The organism is Streptomyces sp. AM 2-1-1, assembly GCF_029167645.1.
GTDB lineage: Bacteria > Actinomycetota > Actinomycetes > Streptomycetales > Streptomycetaceae > Streptomyces.
Map to the genome: position 1 here is coordinate 6,434,905 of NZ_CP119147.1, position 19,806 is coordinate 6,454,710.

At 72.3% G+C, this 19,806-nt stretch carries 22 protein-coding genes and 1 pseudogene; 11 read left to right on the forward strand and 12 right to left on the reverse strand.

Annotation, left to right across the window (positions count from 1 at the left end; genetic code table 11):
• Positions 1–272 precede the first annotated feature (272 nt).
• Positions 273–500 (reverse strand): annotated as a pseudogene (locus PZB77_RS28060) (hypothetical protein); the annotation flags it as partial.
• 390 nt (positions 501–890) lie between these two features.
• Between PZB77_RS28060 and PZB77_RS28065 the strand changes: the two are divergent.
• The 7 genes from PZB77_RS28065 to PZB77_RS28095 all read left to right on the forward strand — a co-directional run bounded on the left by PZB77_RS28065 (position 891) and on the right by PZB77_RS28095 (position 7,265).
• Entirely contained in the window at positions 891–1,193 is a 303-nt protein-coding gene (locus tag PZB77_RS28065) for an urease subunit gamma (RefSeq protein ID WP_275495425.1), read from the forward strand.
• Between the two features lie 12 nt (positions 1,194–1,205).
• Positions 1,206–1,517 (forward strand): urease subunit beta, encoded by a 312-nt coding sequence (locus PZB77_RS28070; RefSeq protein WP_275496245.1) that lies wholly within the window; start codon positions 1,206–1,208, stop codon positions 1,515–1,517.
• A complete protein-coding gene (locus tag PZB77_RS28075; protein ID WP_275495426.1) occupies positions 1,510–3,231 on the forward strand; it encodes an urease subunit alpha in 1,722 nt (573 codons plus the stop codon). The genes PZB77_RS28070 and PZB77_RS28075 overlap by 8 nt, the downstream gene beginning before the upstream one ends.
• 12 nt (positions 3,232–3,243) lie before the next feature.
• Positions 3,244–3,906, forward strand: a complete 663-nt coding sequence (locus PZB77_RS28080; RefSeq protein ID WP_275495427.1) for an urease accessory UreF family protein — start codon at positions 3,244–3,246, stop codon at positions 3,904–3,906.
• A 144-nt stretch (positions 3,907–4,050) separates the two neighbouring features.
• Positions 4,051–4,728, forward strand: a complete 678-nt coding sequence (gene ureG / locus PZB77_RS28085; RefSeq protein ID WP_275495428.1) for an urease accessory protein UreG — start codon at positions 4,051–4,053, stop codon at positions 4,726–4,728.
• A complete protein-coding gene (locus PZB77_RS28090) occupies positions 4,725–5,495 on the forward strand; it encodes an urease accessory protein UreD (RefSeq protein ID WP_275495429.1) in 771 nt (256 codons plus the stop codon). The genes ureG and PZB77_RS28090 overlap by 4 nt, the downstream gene beginning before the upstream one ends.
• Before the next feature lie 186 nt (positions 5,496–5,681).
• A complete protein-coding gene (locus PZB77_RS28095; protein WP_275495430.1) occupies positions 5,682–7,265 on the forward strand; it encodes an alpha/beta hydrolase in 1,584 nt (527 codons plus the stop codon).
• Positions 7,266–7,342: 77 nt separating this feature from the next.
• Here the strand turns inward: PZB77_RS28095 and PZB77_RS28100 are convergent, their stop codons facing one another.
• The 6 genes from PZB77_RS28100 to PZB77_RS28125 all read right to left on the reverse strand — a co-directional run bounded on the left by PZB77_RS28100 (position 7,343) and on the right by PZB77_RS28125 (position 12,789).
• Positions 7,343–8,125 carry a lysophospholipid acyltransferase family protein gene (locus PZB77_RS28100; RefSeq protein WP_275495431.1) on the reverse strand — a complete coding sequence of 261 codons (783 nt, stop codon included), beginning with the start codon at positions 8,123–8,125 and terminating at the stop codon, positions 7,343–7,345.
• Between the two features lie 159 nt (positions 8,126–8,284).
• On the reverse strand, positions 8,285–8,443 hold the full coding sequence (locus PZB77_RS28105) for a hypothetical protein (RefSeq protein WP_275495432.1): 159 nt from the start codon (positions 8,441–8,443) through the stop codon (positions 8,285–8,287).
• Positions 8,444–8,509: 66 nt separating this feature from the next.
• On the reverse strand, positions 8,510–9,463 hold the full coding sequence (locus PZB77_RS28110) for a cytochrome c oxidase assembly protein (protein WP_275495433.1): 954 nt from the start codon (positions 9,461–9,463) through the stop codon (positions 8,510–8,512).
• Between the two features lie 138 nt (positions 9,464–9,601).
• The gene (locus PZB77_RS28115; RefSeq protein WP_275495434.1) at positions 9,602–10,627 is read right to left on the reverse strand and encodes a 6-phosphofructokinase; all 1,026 of its coding nucleotides are present in this window, start codon (positions 10,625–10,627) and stop codon (positions 9,602–9,604) included.
• Positions 10,628–10,790: 163 nt separating this feature from the next.
• Positions 10,791–11,519 carry a glutamine amidotransferase gene (locus PZB77_RS28120; protein WP_275495435.1) on the reverse strand — a complete coding sequence of 243 codons (729 nt, stop codon included), beginning with the start codon at positions 11,517–11,519 and terminating at the stop codon, positions 10,791–10,793.
• Between the two features lie 31 nt (positions 11,520–11,550).
• Positions 11,551–12,789, reverse strand: coding sequence for a MurT ligase domain-containing protein (locus PZB77_RS28125; protein ID WP_275495436.1), 1,239 nt, complete (start codon positions 12,787–12,789; stop codon positions 11,551–11,553).
• Between the two features lie 113 nt (positions 12,790–12,902).
• Here PZB77_RS28125 and def point away from each other — a divergent pair, with 113 nt between their 5' ends.
• A complete protein-coding gene (def, locus tag PZB77_RS28130) occupies positions 12,903–13,451 on the forward strand; it encodes a peptide deformylase (protein WP_275495437.1) in 549 nt (182 codons plus the stop codon).
• A gap of 46 nt (positions 13,452–13,497) precedes the next feature.
• Here def and PZB77_RS28135 read toward each other — a convergent pair whose 3' ends face one another.
• On the reverse strand, positions 13,498–14,145 hold the full coding sequence (locus tag PZB77_RS28135) for a TetR family transcriptional regulator (protein WP_275495438.1): 648 nt from the start codon (positions 14,143–14,145) through the stop codon (positions 13,498–13,500).
• A gap of 180 nt (positions 14,146–14,325) precedes the next feature.
• On the opposite strand from PZB77_RS28135, the gene PZB77_RS28140 reads away from it, so the two are divergent.
• On the forward strand, positions 14,326–15,552 hold the full coding sequence (locus tag PZB77_RS28140; RefSeq protein ID WP_275495439.1) for an acyl-CoA dehydrogenase family protein: 1,227 nt from the start codon (positions 14,326–14,328) through the stop codon (positions 15,550–15,552).
• Between the two features lie 56 nt (positions 15,553–15,608).
• Here PZB77_RS28140 and PZB77_RS28145 read toward each other — a convergent pair whose 3' ends face one another.
• Genes PZB77_RS28145 through PZB77_RS28155 form a run of 3 tightly spaced genes read right to left on the reverse strand, consistent with a single transcriptional unit; the run spans position 15,609 to position 17,282 of the window.
• Entirely contained in the window at positions 15,609–16,097 is a 489-nt protein-coding gene (locus tag PZB77_RS28145; protein WP_275495440.1) for a glutathione peroxidase, read from the reverse strand.
• Positions 16,098–16,131: 34 nt separating this feature from the next.
• A complete protein-coding gene (locus PZB77_RS28150) occupies positions 16,132–16,692 on the reverse strand; it encodes a GNAT family N-acetyltransferase (protein WP_275495441.1) in 561 nt (186 codons plus the stop codon).
• 14 nt (positions 16,693–16,706) lie between these two features.
• Positions 16,707–17,282, reverse strand: coding sequence for an XRE family transcriptional regulator (locus tag PZB77_RS28155; RefSeq protein WP_275495442.1), 576 nt, complete (start codon positions 17,280–17,282; stop codon positions 16,707–16,709).
• A 165-nt stretch (positions 17,283–17,447) separates the two neighbouring features.
• Between PZB77_RS28155 and PZB77_RS28160 the strand changes: the two genes are divergently transcribed.
• Positions 17,448–17,855 (forward strand): hypothetical protein, encoded by a 408-nt coding sequence (locus PZB77_RS28160; protein ID WP_275495443.1) that lies wholly within the window; start codon positions 17,448–17,450, stop codon positions 17,853–17,855.
• A 253-nt stretch (positions 17,856–18,108) separates the two neighbouring features.
• On the opposite strand, the gene PZB77_RS28165 is transcribed toward PZB77_RS28160, so the two are convergent.
• On the reverse strand, positions 18,109–19,065 hold the full coding sequence (locus tag PZB77_RS28165) for a DUF389 domain-containing protein (protein WP_275495444.1): 957 nt from the start codon (positions 19,063–19,065) through the stop codon (positions 18,109–18,111).
• 152 nt (positions 19,066–19,217) lie between these two features.
• Here PZB77_RS28165 and PZB77_RS28170 point away from each other — a divergent pair, with 152 nt between their 5' ends.
• The gene (locus PZB77_RS28170; protein WP_275495445.1) at positions 19,218–19,463 is read left to right on the forward strand and encodes a DUF6011 domain-containing protein; all 246 of its coding nucleotides are present in this window, start codon (positions 19,218–19,220) and stop codon (positions 19,461–19,463) included.
• The last annotated feature ends 343 nt before the right edge of the window (positions 19,464–19,806 follow it).

Here is a 19,806-nt window from a genome sequence, read left to right on the forward strand (position 1 = left end):
GTCAGGATGGCGGGGGCTTGTCGTCCCACGGATCTTGACCCAGGCCGTGCGGGATTTTCGAGGGGGCAGAGGCCGCCGGAGAGACCTGCCGCGGTTGCGCCGGGAGAGTAGGGGGAGCGCTCCGGACAGCCGGGAGCGCTTGTCGGGGCCGGGTCCGCACCCCCTGTGGCCTGCGGATTGCCGCCCATGGGGAGAACCGCGGGGAGCGCAACTCGGAGCGGCGTCGCCAGGCTCGATCACCTGGACCGAACGGGTGAAATATCCGATATTCCTCACGGGCGTGTCGGCAGTTCCCCCACGCGGCGCCGCGCCCCGCTCCCTACCGGCCAACTCCTGGACACGCACGGTACGGTGACGCGGCCCGGGCGCCGCTCCCCGTCCAGGGCCCGCAGCGCCCGCGCCGGCGTCGTCGCGTGGATCCGCGTCCCGCCGCGCTCGTGCACCGGCGTCAGGGCGTCACGCAGCGCCGCCGCCTGTGCCACCAGGGCCGCCGCCTGTGCCACCAGGGCCGCCGCCTGCGCCTCCAGGGCCCCGGCCGCCCCCAGGCGACCGCAGGCTTCGCCCCCCAGGCGGGCGGGGGACCGTCCGGCGCGGCCGGAGAGCGACGCGCACCACCCTCCGTCGCGCCGTATACGAGGCGGGTGCGCGGGGACGGCCCGGCCGTGTCCGTCCGCGGGACGGCGGGACGGCTCACCTCCCCGACGCCGCCGCGGTCCGGTTCGCCGTCGTGTCGCCGCGGAACCGTCCCAGTTAACGCCACGGAAAAACTTCCGCCCTAACGTGCCATGCCTGGACGGTGGTTCGCCCCTCGGATGTCCACGGACCGTCGACATCCGGCAGGGTCCGCCGCGACCAGAGCCGGTACCGGGCGCGAGACGACGAGGTGAAGCGTGCAACTGTCCCCGCACGAGCAGGAGCGACTGCTCATCCATGTGGCCGCCGACGTCGCCGAGAGGCGCCGGGCGCGCGGGCTGCGGCTCAACCATCCGGAGGCGGTCGCGCTGATCACCTCGCACCTCCTGGAGGGCGCACGCGACGGCCGGAGCGTCGCCGAACTCATGGCGTCCGGACGCGCGGTGCTCACCCGCCGCGACGTCATGGACGGCATCCCGGAGATGATCCACGACGTCCAGGTGGAGGCCACCTTCCCGGACGGCACCAAGCTCGTCACCGTCCACGATCCGATCGTCTGAGGGGTGCCACCGGTGATTCCCGGAGAGATCCTGTACGCGGAGGGGCCCGTGCCGATCAACGAGGGCCGTCCCGTCACCCGTCTCACCGTCCTCAACGCGGCCGACCGGCCCGTCCAGGTCGGCTCCCACTACCACTTCGCCGAGGCCAACCCCGGCCTCGACTTCGACCGCGAGGCCGCCCGCGGCCTGCGGCTGAACATCGCCGCCGGGACGGCCGTGCGTTTCGAGCCCGGCATCCCGACGGACGTCGAACTCGTCCCGCTCGCCGGCGCCCGCGTCGTCCCCGGCCTGCGCGGCGCGACCGGAGGTGCCCTCGATGGCTGAGCTCGACCGTGCCGTGTACGCCGACCTGTTCGGCCCGACCACCGGCGACCGCATCCGGCTCGCCGACACCTCCCTGCTGGTGGAGATCGAGGAGGACCGCTCGGGCGGACCCGGACTCGCCGGTGACGAAGCCGTCTTCGGGGGTGGCAAGGTGATCCGTGAGTCCATGGGCCAGGCCCGCACCACCCGCGCCGAGGGCGCCCCGGACACGGTCATCACCGGGGCGGTCGTCCTCGACCACTGGGGGATCGTCAAGGCCGACATCGGCATCCGGGACGGGCGCATCACCGGCATCGGCAAGGCCGGCAACCCCGACACGATGGACGGCGTCCACCCCGAGCTCGTCATCGGGCCGGAGACCGAGATCATCGCGGGGAACGGCAAGATCCTCACGGCGGGCGCCATCGACGCGCACGTCCACTTCATCTCGCCGACCCTCGTCGACCAGGCTCTCTCCTCCGGGATCACCACCCTCGTCGGTGGCGGTACCGGACCGGCCGAGGGCACCAAGGCGACCACGGTCACCCCGGGCTCCTGGCACCTCGCCCGGATGTTCGCGGCGCTGGAGGGGGCACCCGTCAACATCGGGCTCCTCGGCAAGGGCAACACCATGTCGCACGAGGCCATGTGGGCCCAACTCCGCGGCGGGGCGCTCGGATTCAAGATCCACGAGGACTGGGGCGCGACACCCGCCGTGATCGACGCCTGCCTGCGGGTCTGCGAGGAGAGCGGCGCCCAGCTCGCCATCCACACGGACACCCTCAACGAGGCCGGCTTCGTGGCGGACACCCTCGCCGCGATCGCGGGCCGTACGATCCACGCCTACCACACCGAGGGGGCGGGGGGCGGGCACGCACCCGACATCATCACGGTCGTGTCGGAGCCGTACGTCCTGCCGAGCTCCACCAACCCGACGCGACCGCACACCGTCAACACCATCGAGGAACACCTCGACATGCTGATGGTCTGCCACCACCTCAACCCGGCCGTCCCCGAGGACCTGGCCTTCGCCGAGTCCCGTATCCGGCCCTCCACCATCGCGGCCGAGGACATCCTGCACGACCTCGGCGCCATCTCGATCATCTCCTCGGACTCCCAGGCCATGGGCCGGATCGGGGAGGTCGTCCTGCGCACCTGGCAGACCGCGCACGTCATGAAGGTGCGCCGCGGCGCCCTCCCCGGCGACGGTGCGGCCGACAACCACCGGGCCCGCCGTTACGTCGCCAAGTACACGATCAACCCGGCGGTCGCGCAGGGGCTCGACCGGGAGATCGGCTCGGTCGAGACCGGCAAGCTCGCCGACCTCGTCCTCTGGGACCCCGCGTTCTTCGGCGTGAAGCCCCAACTGGTCATCAAGGGGGGACAGATCGCGTACGCGCAGATGGGTGACGCGAACGCCTCCATCCCGACTCCCCAGCCGGTCATGCCCCGGCCGATGTTCGGAGCCCTCGGCCAGGCCCCCGCCGCGAACTCCTTCAACTTCGTCTCGGCGGCGGCCATCGAGGACGGGTTGCCCGAACGCCTCGGACTCGGCAAGAGGTTCGTGGCGATCACCGGCACCCGGGGCATCACCAAGGCGGACATGCGGGAGAACGACGCGCTGCCCCGGGTCCGGGTCGACCCGGACAGCTTCGCCGTGACGATCGACGGAGACCTCGTCGAACCCGCCCCGGCTGCCGAACTCCCCATGGCACAGCGCTACTTCCTCTTCTGAGCGGACGGGACCATGTCACGCGCAGCCCTGCTCGTCCTTGCCGACGGCCGGTTCCCCGCAGGCGGCCACGCCCACTCCGGCGGCGCCGAACCGGCCGTCACGGCGGGACGCGTCCGCGATGCTGCCGGCCTCGCCGCCTTCTGCCGGGGCCGCCTGCACACCACCGGCCTCACCGCCGCCGCGCTCGCCGCGGCGGCGGCCCTGGGCCTCGACCCGCTCGCCCTCGACGAGGCGGCGGACGCCCGTACGCCCTCGCCCGCTCTGCGGGCCACCGCCCGCAAGCTCGGCCGGCAGCTGATGCGGGCCGCCCGGTCCACCTGGCCGGGGCCCGCCCTGGACGCGCTCGCGGCCGCCCGCCCCCGAGGCGCCCACCAGCCCGTCGTCCTCGGGCTCACCGCGGCGTCGGCCGGCCTGACCCCCGAGGACGCCGCGTACTGCGCGGCGTACGAGGCGGTCGGCGGGCCCGCGACCGCCGTCGTCCGGCTGCTCTCCCTCGACCCGTTCCAGGCCACCGCCGTCCTCGCCCGGCTCGCGCCCGAGCTCGACCGTGTCGCCGAACAGGCCACCGCAGCGGCCCGGCAGGGCATCGACGCCCTGCCGGCCGCCTCGGCGCCGCTCCTCGACATCGCCGCCGAAACCCACGCCACCTGGCCGGTCCGGCTCTTCGCCTCATGACCCCCGGGCGCTCTCCAGGGCGCCGGGAGTCTCCGTATCCGGCCCGCCGGCCCCGACCGTGCGCGCCCTCACCCCTCCCCTCAGGGCCGTCCGTCCGCGCGACCGGCGCGGTCGGACGACCCGCACCCACCCAGGAGCCGCACCATGCACCTCGACCACTCCCACGAAGGGCCCGCCGCCGTCGGCGCGGACGCCGCGCGGCCGGACGGCAGCCGCCGCGCCCTGCGCATCGGACTGGGCGGCCCGGTCGGCTCGGGCAAGACCGCCACCGTGGCCGCCCTCTGCCGGACCCTGCGCGACCAGTTCTCGCTCGCCGTGGTCACCAACGACATCTACACCCGCGAGGACGCGGAGTTCCTGCTCCGCAACGCGGTCCTGCCGCCCGAACGCATCCAGGCCGTCGAGACCGGCGCCTGCCCGCACACCGCCATCCGCGACGACATCTCCGCCAATCTCGAAGCCGTCGAGGACCTGGAGGACCGTGTCGGCCCGCTCGACCTCATCCTCGTCGAGTCGGGGGGCGACAACCTCACCGCCACGTTCTCCAAGGGACTCGTGGACGCCCAGGTGTTCATCATCGACGTGGCGGGCGGCGACGACATCCCCCGCAAGGGCGGCCCCGGCGTGACCACCGCCGACCTGCTCGTCGTCAACAAGACCGACCTCGCCCCCCACGTCGGCTCCGACCTCACGAGGATGGCCGACGACGCCGCCCGGCAGCGTGGCGAGCTGCCGGTCGTCTTCACCTCACTGACATCGGCCGACGGAGTCGCCCCGGTGGCCGCCTGGGTGCGGGCGCAGCTCGCCGCCTGGTCCTCGTGAGCGTCACCGCGACCGCCCGCGTCCGCGCCGTCGCGGACGGGCGGGGCGGCACGGCGCTGCCGGTGCTGGAGAGCGACGGCCCGCTCGCGCTCCGAAGGACCCGGGCCGCGGCCCCGTACACGGGGGTCACCCTCGTCGGCGCCATGAGCGCGCCCCTGGGGGGCGACCGCCTCGCCGTGGACGTGGACGCCGGGGAGGGGACCCGGCTCAGGGTCGGTGCCGCGGCGGCCACCGTCGCCCTCCCCGGCCCCGGGCCCGCCCACTACGACGTCCGGCTGAGCGTGGGCGACGAGGCGGAGCTGCACTGGCTCCCGGAGCAGCTGATCTCCGCCCGCGGCAGTGAACTGCGGATGACCACCACCGTCGAACTCGCCGCCACAGCACGGCTTGTGTACCGGGAGGAACAGGTGCTCGGCCGTCACGGCGAGGCGACCGGTGCCCTGGCCACCCGCCTCACCGTACGCCGCCGGGGACGCCCGCTGCTCGACCAGGAACTCTCCTACGGCCCCGGAGCCGCCGGCGGATGGGACGGCCCCGCCGTGCTGGGCGGACACCGGGCCGTCGGCCAACTCCTCTTCGTGATGCCGGAATTCGAGGAGATGCCAGTAATGACCCGGCTTCTCGGCCCCACCGCCGTCCTGGCTCCGCTGGCGGGACCCGCCGCACTGGTGACGGCCGTCGCCACCGACGCGCGCAGGCTGCGCATCCTCCTGGACGAGGCGACGGCGCTGGTCCAGGACGGTGTCCGCGCTGGTCAACCCACCTGACATGGCGGCAGATTGGGGCCGGTGGGCGGGAAGTCCGTTCAGCGGTACTTGAGTTGCCGGTTATCGGTTCGGCAAAGAAAGTGGGGGATGCCCTGTTCTCAGGAACCTCACAGAGGAAATGATCCACCAGAAACCGTAGATCCGTGCCGCTGCGACGCGGCGCGACACCCATGGGGGAGGTTCCACTTGCAACGCACTGCAGTGCTCGGCGCAGCCGGCACTCTGATCGCGGGGACGCTCATAGCGGGCATGACGGCCGCACCGGCGGCCGGAGCGGACAGACACGAGCACCACGCGGGGGCGGCCGAGGCGCGCGGAGCCGCGATCGCCGCGGACCGCGCCGGACGCGCCGGCATCGACTGGGCGGACTGCCCCGCCGACTACGCGCTCCCCAAGCCCATCCAGTGCGGCTGGGTGACCGTCCCGCTCGACTACACCAAGCCGTACGGCAAGCAGATCAAGCTCGCCGTCGACCGCCACGTGAGCACCGGTACGGCCGCGGAGCGCCAGGGTGCCCTCCTCTACAACCCCGGCGGTCCCGGTGGTTCCGGCCTGCGCTTCCCGACCCGGATCACCAACAAGAACCCGGTCTGGACCAAGGTCGCCGCGGCGTACGACTTCGTGGGCTTCGAGCCGCGCGGCGTCGGACACTCCGCACCGATCTCCTGCGCCGACCCGCAGGAGTACGTCAAGGTGCCCAAGGCCGACCCGGTGCCCGACACCGAGGCCGACAAGCGTGCCCAGCGCAAGCTCGCCGCCGAATACGCGGCCGGCTGCGCCGAGCGCAGCGGGGACCTGCTGCCGCAGATGACCACCCTCAACACCGTGCGCGACCTGGACGTGATCCGGGCGGCGCTCGGCGAGAAGAAGCTGAACTTCCTGGGCGTCTCCTACGGCACCTACCTGGGAGCCGTCTACGGCACGCTCTTCCCGGGCCACGTGCGCCGCATGGTCGTGGACAGCGTCGTCAACCCGGAGCGGAGCAACATCTGGTACGAAGCCAACCTCAACCAGGACGTCGCCTTCCAGACCCGCTGGGAGGACTGGCAGGCCTGGGTCGCCCGGCACGACGACGTCTACCACATCGGTGACACCCCGCAGAAGGTCGAGCAGGCGTGGCTCACGCTGCGCGCCGCCGCGAAGAAGAACCCCATCGGCGGCGTCGTCGGCCCCGCCGAGCTCATCGGCTTCTTCCAGAGCGCGCCGTACTACGACTCCTCCTGGGCGCCCGTCGCCCGGACCTGGAGCGCGTACCTGGCGGGCGACACCCAGGCTCTCGTCGACGCCGTCGCCCCCGACCTCGGCGACACCGCGGGCAACATCGCCTCCGAGAACAGCAACGCCGTGTACACGGCGGTCGAGTGCGCGGACGCGCAGTGGCCGGTCAGCTGGCGCACCTGGGACCGGGACAACACCCGGCTGCACCGCGACTACCCGTTCCTGACCTGGGCCAACGCGTGGATGAACCTGCCGTGCGCCACCTGGCCGACCAAGCGGCAGACCCCCACCGAGGTGAGGACGGGCAAGGGTCTCCCGGCCGTCCTGATCGTGCAGTCCACGCGTGACGCCGCGACCCCCTACGAGGGCGCGGTAGAACTGCACCAGCGGTTCAAGGGCTCCCGGCTCATCACCGAGAAGGGCGCCGGATCGCACGGCGTCACCGGGCTCGTGAACCCGTGCGTCAACGAGCGGGTAAACACCTACCTGCTCACCGGCCGCACCGACCGGCACGACGTGACCTGCGCACCGCACGCCACCCCCGTGCCGTAGCCACCGGCCGCGGCAGGAACGGGGTGCGGGTGGCCGGAACACCGCCGGCCACCCGCACCCCTTCGCTCAGCGCACCGTCAGCGCTCTTCGCCCCCCTCGCGCCCGGAACCGGGCCCCGGCTTCGGCCGGAGGGCTCGGGCGGACCCGCGCCGGGCGTCGCGCGGGGCCTTCCGCTGCCCGGTGGCGGCCGCGGCGGCCTTCACCTTCGCCGCGTACTCGTCCACGTACTCCTGACCGGACAGGTGCAGGATCGCGTACATGATCTCGTCGGTGACCGCCCGGATCGCGGCCTTCTGGTTGTCCATCCCGGCGTAGCGAGAGAAGTCCAGCGGCTCGCCGAAACGGATCGTGACCTGCCGGATACTGGGCACCTTCTGACCGGGAGGCTGGATCTCGAAGGTGCCGACCATGGCGCAGGGGATCACCGGTACCCCTGCCCGGATGGCCATCACCGCGACCCCCACCTTGCCCTTGTAGAGGCGCCCGTCGTGCGAGCGGGTGCCCTCCGGGTAGATGCCGAGCAGCTCGCCCTTGGCGAGCACCCCGAGCCCTTCCCGGATCGCCGCCGCGCCCGCCTCCTTGCCCGACCGGTCCACCGGGATCTGGCCGATGCTGTGGAAGAACGCCGCGGTCAGCCGGCCCTTGATGCCGGGGCCGGTGAAGTACTCCGCCTTCGCCAGGAAGGTGATGCGGCGCTTCAGCATGGCCGGCATCAGGAAGTGGTCCGAGAACGACAGGTGGTTGCCCGCGACGATCGCGGCCCCCTCCGCCGGGATGTGGTCGAGCCCTTCGATCCGCGGCCTGAAGAGCAGCCGCAGGAGCGGGCCGAGCACGGCGTACTTCAGTACGTAGTAGAACACGGAGGGTGAACCTCGTTCTGCCGGATCGGCCTCGGGCTGCTTCGTACCGGGTCGGGGTGGTGCGGGCCCGTCAGTCTAGGCCGTACGGCGCCGGGGGCCGCGCGTACACGGGACGCGGGCCGCCGGGGCACGGGGCGGCCCGCGCCCGGACCCACCGGCTCAGGCGTCCCGTACGGCGAGCATGCCGAGCGTGCAGAGCCCCAGCACCACCCAACCGAACCAGAGCCAGCCGTTGCTCCCCATCGCCACCGTGTACGCCGTCACCGCCACCAGGGCAGCGACGGTGATGATCCCCATGGACTTCGTCGATCCGGACATGCGCGCACGCTCCTCGTCGGCCGCGCGGCCGTTGGGACCATGGTCGCCCCCGAGGCGGGTGGAGCGCTACTGTCCGCGCGCCTGCAATGAGGCCAGATACGCGTTGTACGCGGCCAGCTCCTGGTCGCCGTCCCGGTCCGCCGCCCGGTCGGAGCGCTTGGCGAGCCGCTGGTCGGACCGGTACCACTGGAAGACCAGCGCGATCAGCACCAGCACGGAGGGCACCTCGCTGAACGCCCAGGCGATACCGCCCGCCCAGCCCTGGTCGCTCAGCGCATCGATGCCCAGCGAGGCCGGGGGGTGCTTGTACGTCTCCACCATCGGCTGGGACGCCATCATCAGGGCGATGCCGAAGAACGCGTGGAACGGCATTCCCGCGAAGAGTTCCAGCATCCGCATCACGTAACCGGGGCGGTGCGGCCCCGGGTCGATCCCCATGATCGGCCAGAAGAAGACCAGCCCGACGGCGAGGAAGTGCACCATCATGGCCAGGTGCCCGACGGTCGAGCCCATGAGGAAATCGAAGAGCGGGGTGAAGTAGAGCGCGTAGAGGCTCGCGATGAAGAGCGGGATCGTGAAGGCCGGATGCGTGATCATCTTCATGTAGCGGCTCTGCAGCAGCATCAGCAGCACTTCGCGCGGACCCTTGCCACCCCGCCGCCCGGCCACCGGCAGAGCCCGCAGCGCCAGCGTCACCGGAGCCCCGAGCAGCAGCAGGATCGGCGAGAGCATGCTGATCACCATGTGCTGGATCATGTGCACACTGAACATGACCATGCCGTAGTCGTTGAGCCGCGTGCACATCACCAGGGCGATGCTCACCACCCCGACCACGAAGAAGACGATCCGGTTGACCGGCCAGCCGTCCCCGCGCCGCCGCAGCCGCACCACGGCCCAGCCGTACAGGGCCAGCGCCGCGAGGCAGCCGATCAGGAAGACCGGGTCCGCCGAGAACGCGAGCCCGCGGCCGAGTGTGAACGGCGGCAGATCCATGTCCATGCCGTGCCCGCCGTGATCCATCTGTTCACTCCTGCTGGGGGACGTCCCCCATTCGTACCGGTTGTCCGGTCCAGACTAGGACTGCCCCCGGCCGCACTCGCGGCCGGGGGCAGTCCCGGGGTGTCGTGGCCCCCGCCGGGAGGCGTGGGGAAGGCTGGGTCAGAGCACGCACTCGACCTCGGCGTACCGCTCCGGCGGAACGGTCTTGAGGGTCTCCACCGCCGAGGTCAGCGGCACCATCTCGATGTCCGTGCCGTGCAGCGCGGTCATCATGCCGAACTCTCCCCGGTGCGCCGCCTCCACCGCGTGCCAGCCGAACCGGGTGGCGAGCACCCGGTCGTACGCCGTCGGGGTACCGCCGCGCTGCACGTGGCCGAGGATGACCGGGCGGGCCTCCTTGCCGAGGCGCTGCTCCAGCTCGACCGAGAGCTGGGACGCTATCCCCGCGAACCGCTCGTGGCCGTAGACGTCCTGGGAGCCGGTGGCGAAGTCCATCGTGCCGTCCTGCGGCTTGGCGCCCTCGGCGACCACCACGATCGCGAACTTCTTGCCGGCCGAGAAGCGCTCCCCGACGACCCGGGTCAGCTCGTCGATGTGGAACGGCCGCTCCGGCACGACGATGGCGTGCGCGCCGGCCGCCATGCCCGAGTGCAGCGCGATCCACCCGGTGTGACGGCCCATGACCTCGACGATCAGCACCCGCTGGTGCGACTCGGCGGTCGTCTTCAGCCGGTCCAGCGCTTCGGTGGCCACCCCCACGGCGGTGTCGAAGCCGAAGGTGACGTCGGTGGAGGCGATGTCGTTGTCGATCGTCTTCGGTACGCCGACGATCGGCAGTCCCGCCTCGGAGAGGAGGTTGGCCGCCTTCAGGGTGCCCTCGCCGCCGATCGGGATGATCGCGTCCAGGCCCAGGTCGGCGACGTGCCCGCGGGCACGCTCCACACCGTCCCGCAGGTGGGCGGGCTGAACCCGGGACGAGCCGAGGATGGTGCCGCCGAGGGCCAGGATTCCGCCGACCGCGTCCAGGTCGAGTTTGCGGTAGTCGCACTCCAGGAGGCCGCGCCAGCCGTCGTGGAAGCCGATGACCTCGTCGCCGTGGTCGACAACCGCCCGGTGCACGACGGAGCGGATGACTGCGTTGAGACCGGGGCAGTCGCCGCCGGACGTGAGGACACCAATGCGCATTGCCCGGGGAACCTTTGCAACGTGGGCCGACGACCGGACCGCGTCGTCCGGCTGAATACCCGCCACCCTACCGGCGCAGGGTGGCGGGACCGTACCCTCTGTCCGCCTGCTGGACTCCGCTCAATTGAGCCGGATTTGACTCAGGCGAAACACGGCGGACACATCAGGCCGGCTGGGTCGCCGCGGCGATCCGTTCCGAGCGCAGCGCCTCGTACCAGTGGTCGTTCACCGGCGGCAGCGCGTTGACGTCGAGGGCCAGCTTCAACAGCAGGTCGGCGACGAGCGGGTTGCGCGCCAGCACCGGACCGTGCATGTACGTCCCGAACACGGTGTCGCTGTACGCCCCCTCGGTACCGTCGCCGGTGCCGTTGCCGCGGCCCACCTTGACCCGGGCGAACGGACGCGCCGTCGGACCGAGATGGGTGATGCCCTGGTGGTTCTCGAAACCGGTGAGCGGCGGCAGACCCAGGTTCGGGTCGATGTCGCCCAGGACGTCGCCGACGCACCGCGCGCCCTCGCCGCGGGTCGTCACGACGTCGAGCAGCCCGAGCCCCGGCTCCCGCTCCCCGAGGTCGTTGATGAACTCGTGGCCCAGGATCTGGTACCCCGCGCAGACCGAGAAGATGATCGCCCCGTTCGACGCGGCCCGGCTCAGCCCGCCGTCGCGGCGCAGCCGCTCCGCCGCCAGCCGCTGCGGCCGGTCCTCACCGCCGCCGATGAGGTAGATGTCGCCCGACGTGGGGATCGGCTGGTCGCTGCGCACGTCGACCCGCTGCACGTCGAGACCGCGCTGCCGTGCCCGCCGCTCGACGACGAGGGCGTTGCCCTGGTCGCCGTAGGTGCTGAGGAGGTCGGGGTAGACCCAGACCAGACGCAGACCGTTGTTGCTCATGCTTCGTCCTCTCCGGAGGCCCTGGCGGGGATCAGTTGCCGACACGACGGCGCAGATCCTGGAAGGCGGTGTAGTTGGCGATGACCTCGATGCGGCCGGGCGGGGCCAGCTGCACGGCCTCGTCCAGGGTCTCGCAGACGCGGAAGTCCAGACCGGCCACTTCGAGCCGGACGGCGAGGTCCATCTTGCGGTCCCCGAGCACGAAGATCGGGTGACCGGTCAGCTGCGTGTAGTCGACGTCCCACAGCCAGGAGGTGTCCGTGCCGTCCGCGCCGCGCGCGTTCACGGAGAGGATCACCGGCGTCGGCGGAGGATCGATGAGCGAGAAGGTCTCCAGCCAGCCGGCCGGGTTCTTCGCCAGCAGCAGCCGCAGCTCGCGGTCGTTGAAGGAGACCACGTCGTAGCGGCCTGCGACCGCCTGCACCTGGTACATCCGCTCCAGCGCCACCTGCGGGGGCACACCGAAGACGGCCGCCACGGCGGCCGACGAGGTCGCGTTCGCCCGGTTCGCGCGACCGGGCAGCTGGAGGTGGATCGGCCAGGCCGAGCCGTGCGGGTCGAGCACGTAGTCGCCGTTGAGCGCCCAGCTGGGCGCCGGACGGCGGAAACCGCACTGCCCGCAGAACCAGTCGTCCCCGGGGCGCTGCATCACACCGCCGCAGGCGGGGCAGGACCAGGCGTCGTCCTTCCACGCCTGGCCGACCGCCACCCACACGACGTTCTGGGAGGACGAGGCCGCCCAGACGATCAGCGGGTCGTCCGCGTTGGCGATGATGACCGCCTTCGATCCCGCCAGTCCCTCGCGCCAGTGCTCGGCGAGCATGCGGGTCTCCGCGGCGCGGTCGAGCTGGTCGCGGGAGAGGTTGAGCAGCGCGATCGCCTTGGGCGTCGTGTCGCGTGCCACCCCGGCGAGGTACTTCTCGTCGACCTCGATCACACCGAACCGGGCGTCCGAGCCGCCGGCCAGCGCCGAGGTGATGCCCGCGGGCATGTTGGCGCCGAGCGCGTTCGAGACGACGGGCCCAGCGGCCCGCAGCGCCTCGGCGATCAGCCGTGTGGTGGTCGTCTTGCCGTTCGTCGCCGACACGAGGATCACGTCCAGGTGCTGCGCCAGCCGCCCCAGCAGGTCGGGGTCGAGCTTGAGCGCCACCCGGCCGCCGATCACCGATCCGCTGCCGCGCCCCGCCGCGCGCGACACCGCCGCCGCGGCCTTGCCCGCCGTCACCGCCAGCTTGGCCCGCGGCGACAACGGCTCCGTGTTGCCTGCCATCGTCCTAGATCCTCCTTGCATCGGTCCACGCCCAGCCTATCGATGTCCGGTGCGGCGGCCGTACCGCGGCACCACGGAACCGGGTGGTCAAGGCGGACCGTACCCTTACGGCCATGCGAAACCGTCCGATCCCCGGCAGCTCCGGAATCATTCGTACCGTGAGCACCCTCGGTGACGCGGTCCTCCACCGCGCCTGCGAGGACGTCACCGATTTCGGTCCGTCGCTCGCCCGGCTGGTGGAGGACATGTTCGCCACGATGTACGCGGCCCGGGGGGTCGGTCTCGCCGCGAACCAGATCGGTGTGCCGCTCCGGGTGTTCGTGTACGACTGCCCGGACGACGACGACGTCCGTCACCTGGGCCACCTGGTCAACCCCCGGCTGGTGGAGGCGGACGGCATCACGGTACGCGGCCCGGAGGGGTGCCTGTCGCTGCCGGGCATCGAGGCCGGCACCCCGCGCTTCGACCGGGCCGTGGTGCGCGGGACCACCGTCACCGGCGAGGAGGCGGAGATCACCGGTACGGGGTGGTTCGCGCGCTGCCTTCAGCACGAGTGCGACCACCTGGACGGCACCGTCTACACCGACCGGCTCACCGGCCTGCGCCGGTCGCGGGCGCTGCGCAAGGCCCGCCGGGCACCCTGGGCCACCACCGGGGGCTGACCGCCGGCGGAGGCCCGGGGGAGGTATCGGAAGCCGGGCGAAGACGTCAGAAGCCGGGCGCGCCCGGACGGTCCCCGACCTCGGCCAGCCGGCCCCAGAGCAGGTCGGCGAGGCTGCGCACCAGGCGTTCGCGCGTGACGGGCCGGTCGCCCAGCCACCAGTCGCCCGCCGCGTGCATCATCCCCACGATGCCGTGTCCCCAGATCCGGGCCGTCACCTCGCCGTCCGCGCCGAGCGCCACCCGCTCCGCGATCACCTGCCCGAGCTCCTCGCCGAGCCGCCGCAGCAGGGGCACGGAGTGGCGGCCGGTGTCGAACCCCGGCTCCGGGGCGGGGGCGTCGTCGGACGGGTGCATGAGGAAGCGGTAGACCTGCGGCCGCGCTTCGATGGCCGCGAGGTAGGTGTCGAGCGTGTTCTCCACCCGTCGGCGGCGTTCCGCGGGGGCGTCGAGCGCCGCGCGGAGGTTGGCGAGGAGGGCGTCGGTGTGGCGCTGCGCGAGGGCGCGGTAGAGGCCGCCCTTGTCGCCGAAGTGGCGGTAGAGGATCGGCTTGGTGATGCCCGCCTCGGCGGCGATGGCGTTCATGGAGGCCCCGGGGCCGTCCCTCAGTACCACCCGGTCGGCTGCCTCGAGCAGTTCCCGGCGCCGGTGCTCGGCCGCCGTCCGCTGCCGTTCGGCCTGTCGTGCGGTCTCCATCTTTCGCCCTCTCCCCGCCGTGGCACCTCTGGCCTGGCGCTTTCCGTCCGCCCGGGCAACGTAACACCCCCGTTCGCCGGGACGCCGGTCGGTCCGGAGGTGGTTGACAGCGGCTACTTGCCGGTAACAGACTGCTGTTACCGTAAGTAACGCAATGTCGGGCTGTACATGGAGGGGAACATGGCCGAGTTCACGCTTGAGCTCAACGACGACCAGAAGCAGGTGCGCGACTGGCTCCACGGGTTCGCCGCCGAGGTGATCCGGCCGGCGGCGTCGGAGTGGGACGAGCGTGAGGAGACTCCCTGGCCCGTCATCCAGGAGGCGGCCAAGGTCGGCATCTACTCCCTCGACTTCTACGCCCAGCAGTTCTTCGACCCGACGGGCCTCGGCATCCCGGTGGCCATGGAGGAGCTCTTCTGGGGCGACGCGGGCATCGCGCTGTCGATCGTCGGTACGGGCCTGGCGGCCGTGGGTGTCCTGGCCAACGGCACCGAGGAGCAGATCGGCACCTGGATCCCGCAGATGTACGGCGACGCGAACGACGTGAAGGTGGCCGCCTTCTGCTCGTCCGAACCGGACGCCGGCTCCGACGTCGCCTCGATGCGTACCCGCGCCGTCTACGACGCGGCCAAGGACGAGTGGGTGCTCAACGGCACCAAGACCTGGGCGACCAACGGCGGCATCGCCAACGTCCACGTCGTGGTGGCCGTCGTGGACGCCGAACTCGGTAGCAAGGGGCACGCCTCGTTCATCGTACCGCCGGCCACCCCGGGCCTCTCCCAGGGGCAGAAGTTCAAGAAGCACGGCATCCGCGCCTCGCACACCGCCGAGGTGGTCCTGGAGGACGTCCGCGTCCCCGGCCACTGCCTGCTCGGCGGCAAGGAGAAGCTCGACGAGCGCCTCGCCCGCGCGCGCGAGCGGGCGAAGTCGGGGGGTGAGCGGGTCAAGAACGCCGCCATGGCCACCTTCGAAGCGTCCCGCCCGGCCGTCGGCGCGATGGCGGTCGGCACCGCCCGTGCCGCCTACGAGGTCGCCCTCGACTACGCGAAGACGCGCACCCAGTTCGGCCGCCCGATCATCGACAACCAGGGCGTCGCCTTCCAGCTCGCCGACATGCGCACCCAGATCGACGCGGCCCGGCTGCTCGTCTGGCGCGCCTCCTGGATGGCCTCCGCCAACAAGCCGTTCACCTCGGCCGAGGGCTCGATGTCGAAGCTGTACGCCAGCGAGACCGCGAAGAAGGTCACCGCCCAGGCCGTCCAGATCCTCGGCGGAAACGGCTTCACCCGCGAGTACCCGGTGGAGCGCATGCACCGCGACGCGGCGATCTACACCATCTTCGAAGGCACCAGCGAGATCCAGCGCCTGGTGATCGCCCGCACCCTCTCCGGCATGCCGATCCGCTGAGACGCCGAGGGCGGCCGGGGCGCGCGGGAGTGACCCGTGCGCCCCGGCCGAGGGCGTCAGGCGGGCAACTGCGCCTCGATGGCGGCCACGACCTCCGGAGCCTCCGGCTCGGTGCGCGGGCGGATGCGGGCGACCGGCTCACCGGCGGGGGAGATGAGGAACTTCTCGAAGTTCCACTGGACGTCGCCGGCCTCGCCCTCGGCGTCCGCGACCTTCGTCAGCTCCGCGTAGAGCGGGTGCCGGCCGTCGCCGTTCACGTCCACCTTCTCCAGCAGCGGGAAGCTGACCCCGTACGTCGTCGAGCAGAAGGACTGGATCTCCTCGGCGGTGCCCGGCTCCTGCCCGGCGAACTGGTTGCACGGCACGCCCAGGACGGTGAAGCCCCGCTCGCCGTAGGTGTTCTGCAGGCGCTCCAGGCCCTCGTACTGGGGCGTGAGACCGCACTTGGACGCGACGTTCACCAGCAGCACCGCCTTGCCGCTCCAGGCGCCGAGCGTCGTCGGTTCGCCGGTCAGGGTGTGCAGGGGGATGTCGTGCAGCGTCATCGGTAACTCCTCGCTCAAGGAAGTGGCGCCCCGGTCAGGAGGCGTCACCCCCCATTGTGGCCCCGGGGTTCGCCGGCCCGTCGAGCGCCTTGTGGTAGAAGGTGGTGGCCCGCAGGACGCCCGCCGGATCGCGCGCGTACCCGGGTACCGAGCCGCACTCCGTCCAGCCCGCCGCCCGGTAGAGCCGCTCGGCCGCGCTGCCGGTCTCGGTGTCCAGCACCAGCAGCGTGAGACCCTCCGCGGCCGCCCACTTCTCGGCGGCCGCCAGCAGGGCCCGGCCCAGACCGCGCCCCCGGCCGGACGGACGGACCATCAGCTTCGCGACTTCGGCGCGGTGGCGGGCGTTCGGCAGCGGTGCGGGCACGAGGCTGATCGTGCCGGCCACGCGTTCGCCGTCCCGGGCCAGCCACACCCGCAACGCGCCCGCGTCCACGGCCGCCGCGCGCCCGCGCCACCAGTCGGCCGCCACGTCGCGGTCGAGCGGCGCGAGGAAGCCGACCGAGGCGCCGCCGTCCACGGTGTCCACCAGCAGGGCGGCCAGTTCATCGGCGTACGTGACGAGTTCGGGGCCGGAGACGGGGACGATCTCGGTCATGGGCGGGGTTCCTTTCACGGCATCACGATCATCAGGACGTAGCGGACGCGCTCCGGTCCGGGGCAGTGGAAACAGGAGGGACCGCGCAGCCGGAACCGCAGGCAGTCGCCCGGGCCCAGGGTGTGCGTGGTCCCCCCGACGGTGATCCGGACCGAACCTTCCCGTACCCACACGTGCTGTTCCATGCCCGGAACCGGGGGTTCCTCGTAGGCGATCTCCGCGCCCGGGTCGAGGGTGGCCTCGACGACTTCGGCGCGCAGCCCGGGGTGCGGCGGCGACACCGATCTGCGGGTGAAGCCCACGGAGGCGTCGTACCAGACCTGCTGCGACCCGGCGGGCACGAGGAGGGGCGGCTCCGCCTCGATCTCGGTCAGAAGGCGTGACATGGTCCGTCCGTAGGCCGTGCACAGCCGGCCGAGCGAGGCTGCGGTCGGGCTCAGCTCGCCCCGTTCCACCCGCGACAGGGTGGACCTGCTCAGGCCGGTCAGGCCGGAGAGCTCGTCCAGGGACCAGCCGCGCTCGGCGCGGAGCCCCGCGAGCCGGGCGGCCAGTCGGCTGTCGGCGGTCTCCGCCTCCTCGTCCTCTCTCATATCTGGGATCATATCCCGCGCGCGGGACGCCTCAGCCCCGGATCCCGACAGCCGCCCGGCGTCCGTGTGCCGATCGGGTGGGGGCGTGCCAGGCTGGATGTAAAGAATCCGTAGGGCCCGCCGCTCGGGCCGCTCAGGGGCTTCGGTACGTCAAGGAGGCCGGCCATGGCCAGAAGCACCCGGCAGACGACCGCGTTCCAGTCCGGAGGGACCGCGTTCGCGGGCGTTCTGATGATCTTCGGTGGCGTGATGGCCCTCTTCGAGGGCCTCTCCGCCATCGCCGAGGACGACGTGTTCGTCACCACCCGCAACTACATCTTCCAGTGGGACCTCACGGGCTGGGGCTGGGTCCACCTCATCCTCGGCATCGTCCTCATCCTCGCCGGATGCGCGCTGTTCACCGGCGCGTTGTGGGCCCGGGTCGTCGGTGTGGTGCTGGCAGGTCTGGGCGCGGTCGCCAACTTCCTCTGGCTGCCGTACTACCCGTTCTGGTCGATCATCCTGATCGCCATCAACGTCTTCATCATCTGGGCCCTGTGCGCCCGTCCGGACCATCACCGGGCCACCACCTGAGCCGGCCGTCACGCGGAGCGCGTCCCACCGGGCCGTCGGGGCCCGGTGGGACGTGCTCCGCGTGACGGCGCCGGGGAACGGAACGGCTCACCGGGCTCCTCAGGCGCTTCCTGACGGCGGCGCCGGGGCGTGGCGGGCTCTCCTGGCTCCCCCGGAGCACGAGGCGCTGGAGCCTCCCCACCGATGATCCCCGGGGATCCCCGGAACCGTCGGACCCGGCACGTCCGAGGCGGCCGCAATTGCGTACGTGCCCTCAGGCGGCCCCGTCCGGGCCGCCCCGCCGCCGGGCGACCCGCCTCCAGATCGCCCGCTGGCATCGCAGGGACCCCGTCCCGACGAGGATCAGCACCACGACGTTCACCAGGAGCTGCACCAGTGAGCCCCACGCCTCCTGCCAGCTGGTGAAGGCGACGGAGACCGCGACGGCGGCGGCCGCCGGAATGGTGGTGACCGAGATGAACACCCCCAGCAACGCGCTCGTCCGCGCCTCGGTGAGCGAGACGATGCCGACGACCCCCGCCAGCGTCGCCACTGCCACGGAGAAGAAGTTGGGCGTGTTGATCAGGTCGGACACCGGACGCAGCCCCGCGTCGAACGCGGCCGACTGGAGGCCGAAAGCCCGGATGAGCAGGCTGAAGAGGAAGGTGACCACCACCGCCAGCAGCATGCCGCCGCCCAGCGCCCGCAGCCCGCGCCGGACGGTGGGTCGGTCGCGCCGGTCGATACCCAGGGCGACGCTGACGATCGCCCCGTACTCGGGACCGACGACCATGGCCGCCACGATCAGGATCTGCGAATTGGTGACGATGCCGACCGAGCCGATCAGCCCGGCGACGACCAGGTAGAGGTAGAAGCTCGGCGGATACCGGCCCTCCGACCGGATGCGCGCCTCGACCTGCTCCCACACGGGCGCCACGGCGAGCAGCCCGGACTCCTGCCGTCCGTCCTCCTCGGCCCGCCCGAAGAACGCCATGTCCACCGGCTCGACGACGAGGGAGCCGCGCTCGTCGAGGCGGGCGTCCCGCAGTCCTCGGATCACCTCGTTGGCCCCGCGCGTCAGCACGTCGCAGGCGATCGCGTCGCCGTCCGGATTCCGGGCGGCGCCGGGCTGCACGATCAGGTTGAGCACACAGGGATCGGCGCCGAGCAGCTCCACGACCCGGTCGGTCAGATCGGGCGGGCTCACCGCGCGGACGTGGATCATGTCCATCGGCACCGGCCTCCACGTCGTCGCCCCGTTGCCCGCAGTACCTCCCAGTAAGGCCGCACGGAGCGCAGTCGGCAATCCGGCCTCCGTCCGTACGGTCACGGCCGGGGGCGTTGCCACCGCCGGGTGTGGGCGCCTGCTGGAAGACTCGTCCCATGGAGATCCCCGAGCTTTTTCCCGGAGCACTCCGCGCACCGGTCGCCGGCGGCGAAGACGCCGGCCGGGAAGACGGTCCGCCGCTCCCTCTCGTCCGCTGCCGCCTCTGCGGCCGCCCGCTCACCGGCACCGGATCCCGCCGCAGCGGCCTGGGCCCCACCTGCGACGCCAAGCTCCATCCCGCGCCGCCCGACACGCGCGCCCGCCGCCGGGAAGCCGACCAGGAGCCGCTGCCGGGACTGTGAGCCGTGCCGGGGGCGAGGTGCCGCGGCGGGGCCCGCCCGTCGACCGAAGCAGGAGGTACGCGGGGCGGCGTCGCCCGCAGCCTCGGGCCACGGACTCCGGAATGGGCGGTGCGGACCACCCCTTCGGCCACCGCCGCACCCACGCGAGGGCCGCGTTCACCGAGGACCGGGGGCTGCGGCGGAGGCCCGGCCGGCGCGGGCCCTGGAGATCGCCGGGCTGCCGCGCTGAAGGGCGCCACCACCGGGGCGACGACGCGGGGAACATCGCCGCGCCGGTCCTGGACACGGCCGGGCGCGGAGGACGGCCGCGGGTCCCCTGAGACCCGCGCCCCCGTAGCCCGTG

Bases quoted from the DNA above. Each gene is read 5' to 3' on its own strand.
- PZB77_RS28110 (WP_275495433.1), bottom strand. From the start codon at position 9,463: ATGGATCACGGCGGGCACGGCATGGACATGGATCTGCCGCCGTTCACA.
- PZB77_RS28135 (WP_275495438.1), bottom strand. From the start codon at position 14,145: ATGGAGACCGCACGACAGGCCGAACGGCAGCGGACGGCGGCCGAGCAC.
- PZB77_RS28150 (WP_275495441.1), bottom strand. From the start codon at position 16,692: ATGACCGAGATCGTCCCCGTCTCCGGCCCCGAACTCGTCACGTACGCC.
- PZB77_RS28160 (WP_275495443.1), top strand. From the start codon at position 17,448: ATGGCCAGAAGCACCCGGCAGACGACCGCGTTCCAGTCCGGAGGGACC.
- PZB77_RS28120 (WP_275495435.1), bottom strand. From the start codon at position 11,519: ATGAGCAACAACGGTCTGCGTCTGGTCTGGGTCTACCCCGACCTCCTC.
- PZB77_RS28165 (WP_275495444.1), bottom strand. From the start codon at position 19,065: ATGGACATGATCCACGTCCGCGCGGTGAGCCCGCCCGATCTGACCGAC.
- PZB77_RS28115 (WP_275495434.1), bottom strand. From the start codon at position 10,627: ATGCGCATTGGTGTCCTCACGTCCGGCGGCGACTGCCCCGGTCTCAAC.
- PZB77_RS28140 (WP_275495439.1), top strand. From the start codon at position 14,326: ATGGCCGAGTTCACGCTTGAGCTCAACGACGACCAGAAGCAGGTGCGC.
- def (WP_275495437.1), top strand. From the start codon at position 12,903: ATGCGAAACCGTCCGATCCCCGGCAGCTCCGGAATCATTCGTACCGTG.
- PZB77_RS28145 (WP_275495440.1), bottom strand. From the start codon at position 16,097: ATGACGCTGCACGACATCCCCCTGCACACCCTGACCGGCGAACCGACG.
- PZB77_RS28075 (WP_275495426.1), top strand. From the start codon at position 1,510: ATGGCTGAGCTCGACCGTGCCGTGTACGCCGACCTGTTCGGCCCGACC.
- PZB77_RS28155 (WP_275495442.1), bottom strand. From the start codon at position 17,282: ATGAGAGAGGACGAGGAGGCGGAGACCGCCGACAGCCGACTGGCCGCC.
- PZB77_RS28170 (WP_275495445.1), top strand. From the start codon at position 19,218: ATGGAGATCCCCGAGCTTTTTCCCGGAGCACTCCGCGCACCGGTCGCC.
- PZB77_RS28105 (WP_275495432.1), bottom strand. From the start codon at position 8,443: ATGTCCGGATCGACGAAGTCCATGGGGATCATCACCGTCGCTGCCCTG.
- PZB77_RS28125 (WP_275495436.1), bottom strand. From the start codon at position 12,789: ATGGCAGGCAACACGGAGCCGTTGTCGCCGCGGGCCAAGCTGGCGGTG.
- PZB77_RS28080 (WP_275495427.1), top strand. From the start codon at position 3,244: ATGTCACGCGCAGCCCTGCTCGTCCTTGCCGACGGCCGGTTCCCCGCA.
- ureG (WP_275495428.1), top strand. From the start codon at position 4,051: ATGCACCTCGACCACTCCCACGAAGGGCCCGCCGCCGTCGGCGCGGAC.